Origin of the sequence: Marinitoga sp. 1154, assembly GCF_013363285.1 — a bacterium.
GTDB lineage: Bacteria > Thermotogota > Thermotogae > Petrotogales > Petrotogaceae > Marinitoga.
The window spans coordinates 1-12,660 of the sequence record NZ_LBFB01000036.1 but is presented as its reverse complement, the minus strand read 5'-3'; the positions used below and the strand labels follow the sequence as shown (position 1 = coordinate 12,660).

The 12,660-nt window shown below is 24.6% G+C and carries 7 protein-coding genes and 3 pseudogenes; 2 read left to right on the top strand and 8 right to left on the bottom strand.

Going from position 1 to position 12,660, the window contains the following annotated elements:
- Positions 1-362 (top strand): annotated as a pseudogene (locus XO12_RS10610) (flagellar biosynthesis protein); the annotation flags it as partial.
- 461 nt (positions 363-823) lie between these two features.
- Here XO12_RS10610 and XO12_RS10605 read toward each other — a convergent pair.
- The 8 genes and pseudogenes from XO12_RS10605 to XO12_RS10570 all read right to left on the bottom strand — a co-directional run bounded on the left by XO12_RS10605 (position 824) and on the right by XO12_RS10570 (position 11,456).
- Complete coding sequence (locus tag XO12_RS10605) at positions 824-1,213, bottom strand: transposase (protein ID WP_047266252.1); 390 nt, start codon at positions 1,211-1,213, stop codon at positions 824-826.
- A gap of 267 nt (positions 1,214-1,480) precedes the next feature.
- A pseudogene (locus XO12_RS10600) lies at positions 1,481-1,762 on the bottom strand (PD-(D/E)XK nuclease domain-containing protein); the annotation flags it as partial.
- Between the two features lie 14 nt (positions 1,763-1,776).
- A complete protein-coding gene (locus XO12_RS10595; protein WP_047266254.1) occupies positions 1,777-3,591 on the bottom strand; it encodes an ABC transporter ATP-binding protein in 1,815 nt (604 codons plus the stop codon).
- Positions 3,551-5,329 (bottom strand): ABC transporter ATP-binding protein, encoded by a 1,779-nt coding sequence (locus XO12_RS10590; protein WP_175420292.1) that lies wholly within the window; start codon positions 5,327-5,329, stop codon positions 3,551-3,553. The genes XO12_RS10595 and XO12_RS10590 overlap by 41 nt, the downstream gene beginning before the upstream one ends.
- Positions 5,330-6,030: 701 nt before the next feature.
- Positions 6,031-7,611, bottom strand: a complete 1,581-nt coding sequence (locus tag XO12_RS11675) for an ABC-2 transporter permease (protein ID WP_175420291.1) — start codon at positions 7,609-7,611, stop codon at positions 6,031-6,033.
- Between the two features lie 809 nt (positions 7,612-8,420).
- Positions 8,421-9,095, bottom strand: a complete 675-nt coding sequence (locus XO12_RS10580) for a hypothetical protein (RefSeq protein ID WP_175420290.1) — start codon at positions 9,093-9,095, stop codon at positions 8,421-8,423.
- A gap of 12 nt (positions 9,096-9,107) precedes the next feature.
- On the bottom strand, positions 9,108-10,277 hold the full coding sequence (locus tag XO12_RS10575; protein ID WP_047266256.1) for a hypothetical protein: 1,170 nt from the start codon (positions 10,275-10,277) through the stop codon (positions 9,108-9,110).
- Between the two features lie 36 nt (positions 10,278-10,313).
- The gene (locus tag XO12_RS10570) at positions 10,314-11,456 is read right to left on the bottom strand and encodes a hypothetical protein (protein WP_047266257.1); all 1,143 of its coding nucleotides are present in this window, start codon (positions 11,454-11,456) and stop codon (positions 10,314-10,316) included.
- A gap of 887 nt (positions 11,457-12,343) precedes the next feature.
- Between XO12_RS10570 and XO12_RS10565 the strand changes: the two are divergent.
- A pseudogene (locus XO12_RS10565) lies at positions 12,344-12,660 on the top strand (hypothetical protein); the annotation flags it as partial.

Below are 12,660 nucleotides of genomic sequence, written 5' to 3'. Positions count from 1 at the left end.
AAAAGAATAGAATTGAAAATATAGAGATAAACATTGAAAGTGGAGAGGAGGAATTTCGAATGTTTGAAAACTTTGTAAAAGCAATAGATGAATCGTTAAAGGAAAGCTTTGAAAAAGGAATTGAGAAGGGCTTTGAGAAGGGTATTGAGAAAGGTATTGAAAAAGGAATTGAAAAAGGAAAATTTGAAGGCGAAAAAACAATCGTAAAAAGTCTTTTATTCAAAAAATTTGGAGATAATATTGTTCCATACTTAAATAACCTTGATTACTTGGATATAAAAACAATTGAAGATTTAACTAACAATATATTTGATATTACTCTTGAAGAGGCTATTAACCTTCTTAAAAATTCATCTAATTAAATTAATAGATATTTTCAATTAAATAGACAACGCCAGGAATAACTCCTGGCGTTGTTGTATATGCTTGGATATTGTAATAAAAATAAAAAAAACATGGGAGCTACTATAAATTATAAATGTTTTCTATATTTATTGGAGGGACTATCCAAAATTCTGTATAAATTGATAATATCTAATTATATACCATTATCATAAAATATCGTTAATTATAAAGTTTTTTCTTAGTTTTTCGTAAAATTAATACACTTTGTGAAATTTAAATGTTAGAGTTATAATTTTATAGTATTTATAATAATTTTTGTGTTAGATTTTAGTTGAGAATTTTTCTTTTTAATGAATATTCAATTTTTTGTTCTTATCCTTTTGTGCACATTTCTGTGCAGTGATTTAAGTAATATTCACTTTTCAAAATGAGTTTAATATTCAATTGTGATTTTATCTAATTTTTCTAAATATCTTTTTTAAAATATAGGCATTCTATCATCTCCAAAATATATTCTAAGTTCATTTAATATTTGTTCCCAATCTCTGATTCTACCAGTCCATTTTTCTGTTACTCTCATTGCTGCAAGATATATTGCTTTTATTAATGATTCATCTGTTGGGAATACACTTTTATTTTTTGTTATTTTTCTAAATTGTCGATGTACATTTTCTATGGAATTTATGGTATATATCAGCTTTCTAATAGGTCCTGAATATTTAAAGTAAGCTGATAGCTTATCCCAAAAACCTGTTAATCCATCAACAGAAGCAATTAAAATATCCTTTACACCTCTAACCTTACCAAGAATTTTTTCATTTTCTTCTTTCCTTTTCCTTGGTATTGTGATCCCTCCACCAAATATCATTCTTTTCACTTTTTTTTTATTTTTCTCTTCCTTTTTTTATTTTTACACAGTTTATATTATACTACCAAGGTATGTCTTATAGCGATGGCTGCTTATTTTTCATAGCAAGAAAAAAACTCATCACTGAGCTTTTAAAAAATATGAAGAATTTTAGAGAAAAATCCGTGATTTTGCCATTAAATATAGTTTTGGTTATAAACGAGTTGCTCTTGGTTATTACTCTTTTGAATATAATGAAAGAATTTTGATTGATGAGATTATGTGCAGTTATATCTTTTCAATTATATAATCCTCAATATTCCTTTTTTCTGAATTGATATTTATCCCTATTATATATATTTCTTTTCCTTTGTATTTTTCACAATATTTCTTTTCTTTTATCTGGTTTATTGCTTCCTCTGCATTTTTATCTACTTTTATTTCAAAAAGATATATCCTTTCATCAAAATCTATTACAAGGTCGCTTCTTCCTAAGTTTGTTAATTCTTCTGCTTTTACATCTATTCCTGCTGATGCTATTATTGTAAATATTAATGAATGATAATACTTTGGATAGTTCCAACTCAAAATTTATCTTCTTCCTTCACATATAATTCTGTCTGAGCATACCATAATTTTTTATAATATTCTGATCTATTTAACAATTCTTCATGAGTGCCTGTATCAATTATTTTCCCATTGTCCATAATCACTATTTTATTGCAAAATTTTATAGAAGCCAATCTATGAGTTATTATTATTGCTATTTTTTCTCTACTAATCTCTTCAAATTTTTCATATAATTCATTTTCTGCTAGAGGATCTAGTGCTGATGTTGGCTCATCAAGTATTATAATATTATAATCTTTAAATATTCCTCTTCCTATTGCTACTTTTTGCCATTGACCTCCCGAAAGTTCTGTCCCTTCAAATTCTTTTGATAATATTGTATTTATACCATTGGTGAATTTTTTATCATTATAATTTAATCCTATATAATTCAAAACATTTTTAATTTTTTTATCATTTTTTTCAGCTTTCATATTGCTGATAGATATATTTTCTCTCAAAGAAATCTTATATTTATTAAAATTCTGAAATACAGCAGTCCCTTTTTTTCTTATTGTTTCTAATGATAACAACGAGGAAGCAATTCCATTATAATATACTTCGCCATTTTCTGGTCTGTATAATCCCAATATTAATTTTGATAATGTTGTTTTTCCTGCACCATTTTTCCCAATAATAGCTATTCTATCCCCTTTTTTCATTTTTAAATTAATATTTTCAATTGCCATTTTTCCTGATGGATATATAAAAGATACATTTTTTAATTCTATGTTTTTTATTTCATCAATGATGCTTTTTTCTCCTGTTATTTTTTCATCAAAATTTAAAAAGTCTATATATTTTTTTACCTTTCCATATATTTCTACAATATCGTCAAGACGATATTCAAATATTTCTTCCATAAGACCGAAGAGGTTTGAGAGAGATGCATATACAGCAGCAAATGCACCAACTGTTATTTTTCCATTTACTATTAAATAAATGCTTAATCCCAAAACTCCCATATAACCAATTATATTTATTAATTTTGAAATAGCCTCTATTTTATTTATCTTTCTCTGATATATCAATCTTAAATTATGATAATTATTAGCGGTTTCTTTAAACAGATTAAATATATAGTCTGTTGCTCCTAATGTTCTTGTCTCTTTTAAATAATCTTTATTTTTTATATAAGATGAATATGCTTCCTTTTTTCTTCTCAAGGGAGCATGTTGCTCTTCAAGTTTTTCATAATACTTCTTTTTTATTATTTGGGAAATTATTGTGGGCATAAATATCAATAATATACTTATACCCAATAATGGATTTAGAGAAATCAAATAAAACTCTATAAAAATATAATATGGTAGGTATAAAAATAATAAATCCATAATTACATTTAATAAACTTCTTATCGATTTTGCACCAATTATTGCAGAATTAATTACATCTCTATTTTTCGGTTCATTAAAAAAATTTGGTGATATTTTTGAAATCTTTAGATTTAAATTTTTTAGCAATGTTTTTAATGTAATATCATGATAATATTCTCCAAAATATTCGGATGTTCCACTTGATATTTCAGACAATATTGAAAAAAGCATTAAATATATAAGGTTGATTAATGTTGTTTTATATTCGCCATTATTATTAAAATATTTTATAGCATTATCAAATACTTTTTGCATCTGAACAGTTATTAGTCCTAAAAATATTGCATCGAATGTTGCAAATAGATATTGTACAAAAAATTTTAAGGGTGATATTTTTGTTATATAAATAAATACATAAAAGAGGTTTATTTTCTTATTCACCATACCATCTTCTTTGTTTTTCATACATTTCATAATACATCCCCTTTTTTCTTATTAATTCATCATGATTTCCTCTTTCTATCACTTGGCCATTTGAAAAAACTATTATTTCATCTGTATATCTTATTCCACCCAATCTATGTGTAATTAAAATCTTCATAGATGTATATGGTATTGAAAAAAATTTTTCGAATACGTCTCTTTCTGCTAGAGGATCTAGTGCTGATGTTGGCTCATCAAATATCTGGATTGGTGCATCTCTATATAGGGCTCTTGCTATAACAACTTTTTGCCATTGCCCTTCTGATAGATTATTTCCTTTTCCATTTATGTATCCAAGTTGTGTTTTTTCCTTTTCAGGTAAAATTTCTATTATTTTTTTTACCGCACTTAAATTCAATGATTTTTCAAATAATTCAGGATTCTCTTTTTTTATGTTTCCTATTTTTATATTTTTTTCTAAAGTCAAAGGGTACTTTACATAATCCTGATAAACTACAGAAAAATATTTATACCAATCTATTAAATCCATATTTTTTTGTTTTTTATTATTTATAAATATTTCACCTTCATAATTTTCATACAATCCAAGTAATAATTTTATTATTGTTGTTTTTCCTGCACCATTTTCCCCTACAAATGCATATGTTTTTCCTTTTTCCAGTTTAAGGTTCAAATCTTTTAATATCCATTTATCTGAATTTGGATATTTAAATGATACATTTTTAAATTCTATTATTTCTACCTCTTCTTTATTTTCTATTTTTTTATCAAAATCTTTCTCTATTTCCGGTAATTTTATAAACCTTTGATAATCTTTCATATAATTAATACGTCTTACTAAATCCTTTACTATATTTGAAAATGTCCAGGACATTGGATGTATTAAATTGAATACTGCACCTGTTATACTGATAAACATTCCAGATGTTATTCTTCCAGATTTTAAAATTGACAATAAGCTTGCTGAAATACCAAAGGCCAATATTGCCATTAAAACACTTAATGATTTTATTCTTGCAATGTTTTTCATTGTTATTTTTATGTCTATTTTTCTACCTTCTTCATATAAATCTTCAAACTTATCAGCTACATTATTCCCATAATCAAATAATACTCTTTCATCTGCCATTTCTCCAGAGTTTAGCATTACATCATATACTTTAGCTTTGCGGAAATATTTCATAGATTCTGTATATGAATCATATTCCTGTTCTCCGCTATAATATCCTATTATTGACATGAATATTAATAATATAACTACTATTGATCCTATTAATATACTGCTTTTTAATATTATTACAGATATTGATAGTATTTCTATTATTATTTTTATAAATGCACTTATTTCACTTAATCCTGTTGTTATTGCATTTTCAGAATTATCATATATTCTTTCAATTAATTCATAATTTTCATGATTTTCAAGTATTTCATATTTCAGTTTAGCATTTTTCTTTAATATATCCCCTTCAAATTCACAATCTACTTTTTTGGATAATTTGATATAAATTTGTTTCGTTACTATGTTTATAAAATAGTTTATAAAAAATATCATAAAAAATATAAAAGAAATGAATACGAATTTTTTATTTATCATTCCTTCTTTAATAACAATTTGAGCAGTATCAATAAACGATGCTGTTATTATTATTTTTATTGCTGGCATTGAGTAACTAAACATTTCCATAATAAAATATATCATTGATAATAATGGGTTTTTTTTAAAAGTATATATTATAATGTATTTAACCAATAGATTTAAATTCATCAACATCTCTCCTACATATAATTACTCCCTACAGGCAGTTTGCCTGTAAGGATTTTTTTGATATAATCTCTACGTAAATATATTTAAATAATATTTTTTAATTATTGTGTGTAATTAAAAATATTTTTGAAATTTTTCTCGCTTATTACATGTGATTTATTTAATAATATTATGATTAAATATTGCGAATTTTATAACTTAATAATTCATGACAAAACTTTATGAATGTATAATTTTTATATTATGTTGCTGAATGATTAAAAGATATTATTTCAACTTATTCAATTTACAATAATTTTAGCAAAAAAAAATAGTCAACGATATAAAGTAAATTTTGAGTAAATTTATAATCAACTTTTCTTTTCTTAAATTTAATAAATTTACATAATTATTTTATCACTTGATATATTTTTATGGTTAAGTTTTTGTTTAATGTATTGATGCAATTTTATATTCTCGCTATTATTTGATGTTAATGATTAATTGGGTTTATAGATTAATCTTGAAAATATTGTGTATATAAATACTTCCCATAATGGCATTTCTGATAGAAACATGTACTTTATTCGAAGAAAAAATACTTATTAAAACTTATCTTTATTAATCCATTTTTTTATTAATTCTGATATTCCAATAATAGCAACAAACGCTATTACAAACATAATCATTTCCATTTTATTAATCTCCTTTCAATTTTTTTATTAAAAATCTTTTTTTGAATAAATATATATTGATATAATTGCTGAAAAATATAGGAATATTATTGAAAGTAAATAAAACAATAAAATATAAACTTGTTCTGAATTTTTAAAAGTATAATTTTTTGATGCTATATTTTGTAAAAATTTAGGTAATAAAAAAGGGGTTAAAAAAATCAAAGTTGCAGAAATATATTTTGTTTTTTCATATCCAAATTTATATTGAATTGGAATAATAAGACCAAAAAAAATACTTGTTATTAACAACGTTAATCCAGTTGAAAATAGATTTAATTTTGGAATAGCAAAAATTATAGAAACCGCACTATAAAGAAGAAAACATATGAAAAAAATTATCAAAATAAATATATATTTTGCCTTTACTTGTGTATTTCTAGAATATGGTGTTGCACTGAGTAAATAAGAACCTTTGTACTTATGTTCCACTATTGAAATTGAATTATATAAAAGATATTCTGTATAAATAACTGTAATGAAAAAAATTATAAAACTTCCTCCAATATTACCTATTTTACTATTTACAAACAGTGGAATAAATATTGCAGTAGCAAGGGTTATCAATAAATAATTTTTTGCAAGAAAAAATTCTTTTTTTATAAGATTTAGTATTAATTTCATTTTTTCACCTCTCAAGTTGATATCATAAATATTCTTTATATTTTGTTTTATGGCATTACCTAAATTACTATTAAAGTATTTCATGTTATCCATTGTACACATTTTTATTTCACCTGTAGCTGAGATTACAACATGAGATGAAATACATCCACAATTAGAATTTTTTAATTGTCCGAATTCTATAAGGGATAGAAATTTTGGATATTTTTTGTTTATTTTATCCAATAATATATCCAACTGAATATATTCATTATCGTTTAAATATAAATTTTTGTTCATGTTTTTTGCTCTTCCTAATTCTATAATCGGGCTGATACCAAAAGATTTTATCCCTAAATTATATACCCAATCTGCAATCTCTTCAATCTCATCTAAATTTTTTGGAGTAACAATTGTTGCAATTCTCATATTAACTTTATTTTTTGCAAGTATATATATGTTGTTTTTTATTTTATTTAAAGAATTAGAAGTTCTAGTAAACCATTTTAAATATTCATCATTTAAACTATGTAAGTCTATTTGAATAAATATTTTTGACTTATTTAAAATAATAGTATTCATAATTTCTTCAGAAATATATATTCCATTTGTTAATAATCCTATCTGTTTAAATTCTAGTTCAAGAGCATAGGTTATAATTTTTTTTAAAAATGGATATGTTGTTATTTCTCCTCCGGTTAGTTCAATAATATTTACCCCTAAATTTTTTAGCTCATATAGAATTTTTTTTGCATCATTTAAACTAATAAAATTATTCAAATTATTATTAAAATCTCCATAACAATGTAAACATTTTATATTACATTTATTTGTTAGTTCAATTGAAGCTACTTTAGGATAAATATTGTAATTATCTTTTATAATTAAAGAACGATATTTTGGTGATTTTTGAAAATTAATATAAATACCATAAGTATTATTTATATTTGCAATAAAATTTTTCACCTTATTCTCTATTATATTATAGTCTTCTTAAACATTCCCTATAATACTATTAAGAGGCTGTGCTTAATCCTGATAAAGCTGAAATAACTGTAAAAGATAGCCCACAAAAAGCACAAGCTAAACATCTCCAACAAGTTATATCGCTTGTAACCATTTCTGGCGTTGGCATAAAATACCTCCTTTCTATAAAATTTTTTATTAAGTTATTCTGACGTCAGAATCGAGCAACTCAGATGTTCTTTACTAGTACTAGATATTAATAGCCGGCTTTTTGTTACAATTATCAAAGTTTGTTATAATATAATTAATGTGAAAATAGTTTAATTAAATTATTAATTTCCTGTTGAATTTTTGGATTAAACGAATGAGTAGTTGAATTTGTATATTATATAATTATTTTTTTCATTTTTCCACCCCCTCGAATCTTATTTTACCAGTTTCCATATGACTTTCAAGTGTTTTTTTATCTTATGTATGTATGATTATTAGTGTGTTTTATAAAAGGGCAAAATAACATGATTTTTGTTTCCACTTAGAAATCTTTTGTTCATGTTATAAAATTCTTTATTATTCATATTTTTCATCTTCTAATGTTACAATTTGTAATATTTCGAAATATAAACTTAATAAAATGCTATTTTTAAATGTATTTGTCAAGTGAACAGTGATGAGGAAATGAAAATCTTTGATATATTTTTGAGAAATTGTGTTCGTTATGATATTAAATGGTCTATTACTCCTTATTTTAAAGGAAAGATTAGAACCTTTGCCATTAAATACGGCCCTGGCCAAAAACGTGTTGCTTTAGGCTATATTTCTTTTTCTAATAAAACTCTTAATTTTTTGATATTTTCTGGTATATCTATTTCAATTGAAGCTCCGAAAATAAAATTCAAATTATTAGTCAATAAATCTTCCTCTATTCCACCACATATATCTATGTTTTTTATGAATAAAATATCTTTTAATTCGCCATTTAGATATAAATATACAGTAGAATAAGCGACACCTTTATCCGTCCAGGTTAGCAGGTTTTCTATATTTATCGAAGTAAAATTATTTAAATTCCATATTGCTGTATTATAACTTGAAATATCATAAATTGTTATTAAATTAGAAAAATTTGCTGTTATGTTTACACCGCTTGATAATATTATTTTTTTATCTTTATATCCTATCATTCCATTTAATAAAAAAATTGGTGAATAAAGCTTCGGAAAATATCCCAAACTAATTGCTCCTGTTAATGGAATTTGTTTAATGGGATTTGTATTAATTTTAATCTTTGTTATTCCCTCTGTTATTGATATTCCACCGCCTACTTCAACGAAATTTAAAACCCCATAACTCATTGAAAATTTTGCTTTATCAACAAATTCGAATTTTAAATTTCCTTCTTCAATAAAAGGTAATGGGTTTATGGAAGTTATAGAAAAAATGTTAATAGAAATAACTAAAATAAATAATATAAGTAACTTTTTCATTTATTTTCCTCCTTACTCATGTTGATCAATTTCCTGATTTTTAATTAGTATTTTTTCAGTGTTCAAATCCATTACGGTTATGGTTAGTGGAGATGGAAAATAATTTTCCAATAAAATCATTTTATCTTTGACTATATATATTTCCCATGGAAATCCATCTCTTACTGGAATAACTTTTTTAAACTCTCCAGTTTTGATGTTGTATTTAAGTAATACGGATTTTGTTTTTTCATCCTCGCCAATATAATAATAATATCCAACTAAAAAATATATATAATCATTCAATAAAGTATATTTTCCAACTACTACATCATCCGGCTCAACACCATCAAATGTCCATTTAGACGATGGCCACTCTATAAATTTTTCTTCTTTTTTTATTGTATCTATTTGTAAAAAACCTGCTTTGCCTGCCCATTCAGGTTTTTTATCTTGTGGTATTAAATAACAGGATTTTGGATGTATTCGAATAAAAAAATATCTTTTATCTTCTGTAAAAACAAAACTTTGAGCATTGAGCGGATATTTTAGTTTATATATTTCATTAACTGTATTATTATCAAAATTTATTTCCATAAATTTCGAATATCCATCTTCAAAAGGATATTCCTGTAAATATATACAATTTGTTGCAGGATATAATTCACCACTAAAATTGGGAGGTGAAAAGATATCTATATTTTCTTTACTCCAATAAACCTTTTCCATTTTTTCATTTTTTACATCTATAACGCTTATTGCCATTCCCTTTTCTAAATTATATTTGTCTGTCATTATACCTATTTTATTAGATTTAGTTATGCCATTTAATAAACCTGGTTGTTCTATTTTTATATATTTGATATTTTCTGTTTTTGCATTTAATATTCCCACTTCTCTTGTTGAATATGAAATAAATACATATTTTCCATCTCTATAAGCAACGGTATCCATAAAAGCATCTATTCCTGGTAAAGGAATTGTCTTTGCAACTTCTAATTTATCCACATCATATAATATCATATATGCCCCTTTAAAAGGGTGTTTTTTCCATCTTGATAATATTGCAAATGCTTTTCCGTTTAATTCGTTAATAGGATGTGGTATATATTCTTCCATTTTTTCTTCTACAAAATAACAACCGCTTAATAAGATTGATATTGATATTGATATCATTATAATCAATATAATATATTTTTTCATATTATACCTCCTGAAAAGGGGAGTTACCCCTCTCTTTTAATTTATTCCTGTATATGAAAACTTCATTACAGTATTGTCATCTGAGTAAATATCATCAGGACTTACATATAATTGATTTAATGGCCACCATTTTGGATCAAGATCTATCTCCTGTTCTTTCCAGCTTCTCCATACCAGAGATGAACAATAAAATGTATTTGTGTTTAATTTGGTTGTGGCAACTAGTGAAACAGGATCTGGGTATTTTTTACCTCTTTGCTTTTTTGCATAATTAGCAGCATTTAATGCTTCTGAATCGGAAGTTTTTTTCCAATAACCACTAAACCATCCTTTTTTAACCCATTTTCTAACATACATTCCATAAATCACTTCATTCTTTTTAACTATTTTTCCAGACCATAATTGTCTATAATCATATCCAACTTCATATTTTTCATGAGGTGCATCTGATCCTGAAGGAGGTTTGTACCATGCTGCCATTGCAACTTTTGCTAATCTTTCTAGTTTTAGATCACCAAGTTCAGTCCAAATTGCTGCATGTCCCATACCACCACCAGAGCTGGAACCAGAGCTATTATCTCCAGAAGAGGTACTTTTAATAATAAGAACATCACCTGGTCTTAAAGTACTTAATTCTTTATGCCTTAGAGAACTTGAAACACCTTTACTAACATATACATTATCAGCGATAATTTTATCTTTTTCAAACATTTCAGATATATATTTTGTGAAACCAATTCTTTCTGCCTCTTTTTTATATAATTCCACTATTTCTTCCCTGGTAATTTTTCCTTTGAGCATTAATTCTTCAAGCTTCTTAAGATTTATGTTTTTTGATATTATTCTATCATATAAAACAACACTTTTCATATAATTCTTCAAGCTTTCTGGTGCAGAATCAAGTTTTTTCTTTAATTGATTTTTATAATTGACTATTTCTTCATTAATAGCTTTTTTTACATTTTCCGATTCTATATCAATTCCTCTGGTAACTAAAACCTTTTTTATTTCAATTTCTCTTTTTAAAGTCCAATAATCTAATGTTTCCTCGATATTCGGAAGTGATTCGATATTAATTTTTTCACTTTCTGTTTTTTTTGTTTCTTTTGTCAAACAACTGTTTAATAGAAATATAATAGTTATTAAAAAAATTATGAATAGTATTTTTCTTCTATTCATCCTACCATCCTCCTTTTAATAAAAATTTATAGTATCAATTACACAAATATTTTGTTTACAGGATTTTCATAACATCGTGTAAAATATTTTTCTCTGTTTTTTGATTTTATAATTTTTCATAAAATCCTGATATCAGAATCACTCAGTCGTCTGATAAATGAAAATTTTTTTGATATAATATCTGATTAGATGCATTTAATTAATGTTTTCTAATGATTAGTGTGTAATTAAAAATTTTTTTAAATTTTTCTCACTTATTATATATGATTTATTTAATAATATTATGATCAATATTGCGAATTTTATAACTTAATAATTCATAATAAAATTTTATGAATGTATAATTTTTATATTATGTTGCTGAATAATTAAAAGATATTATTTTCACTTATTCAATTCACAATAATTTTAGCAAAAAAAAAAAAGAAGTCAACTATACTATGTAAAATTTAAGTAAAATTATAATAGTTTTTTATTTTCTAAAATTAAAAATTTTTACATAATTATTATATCACTTGATATATTTTTGCTGTTATTTTTTTATTTAATTTTGATGACTATAATCATAAATACGATGTCTAAAAAGGCAAATTCATACGATGTCCAAAAAGTAAAGTCGCTCAAACCTTGATTGTTAATCCTCAAAAATAGCTCATTCTCGCCGGGGGTTGTAAATGGTAAAATAAAAAAGAACAAAAAGAGGAAAATAAAAATGAACAAAAATGTACAAAAAGGATAAAGAAATAATGGTATCCTTCTTTTTTTGAAAGGAGGTATAATTCTTAACCAAAATTTAATACTATTCAAAACCTTGATGTGTTCAACATTTTATTTTTTTGGTCCATTTTTCAATTGTAATCACGTCCACCATTCACTTGACAAATACATATGAAGGGAAACCAAAAAAAAGAAATAAGAAAAGCAAATTGGATAATTATTTAAAGAGGATAGAAGAATTGTTATCAATAAAGGGAATTACAATACGAGCAGTATATGAAAAATTAAAAGATGAAGGGCTAAATATAGGAACATATTCTAATTTTAGAAAATATGTTAAAAGAAAGGGGTTGATAGAAAAGAAAAAGGAAGAAGAATAAATTATAAAATGAAAGCATTTGCAAAAGATTTTGGATTTAAAATCAAATTATGTAAGCCAAGACATTCATATACTAAAGGGAAGGTTGAATCAGCAAATAAATTCATA

Bases quoted from the DNA above. Each gene is read 5' to 3' on its own strand.
- XO12_RS10605 (WP_047266252.1), bottom strand. From the start codon at position 1,213: ATGATATTTGGTGGAGGGATCACAATACCAAGGAAAAGGAAAGAAGAA.
- XO12_RS10595 (WP_047266254.1), bottom strand. From the start codon at position 3,591: ATGAAATGTATGAAAAACAAAGAAGATGGTATGGTGAATAAGAAAATA.
- XO12_RS10590 (WP_175420292.1), bottom strand. From the start codon at position 5,329: ATGAATTTAAATCTATTGGTTAAATACATTATAATATATACTTTTAAA.
- XO12_RS10580 (WP_175420290.1), bottom strand. From the start codon at position 9,095: ATGAAAAAGTTACTTATATTATTTATTTTAGTTATTTCTATTAACATT.
- XO12_RS10575 (WP_047266256.1), bottom strand. From the start codon at position 10,277: ATGAAAAAATATATTATATTGATTATAATGATATCAATATCAATATCA.
- XO12_RS10570 (WP_047266257.1), bottom strand. From the start codon at position 11,456: ATGAATAGAAGAAAAATACTATTCATAATTTTTTTAATAACTATTATA.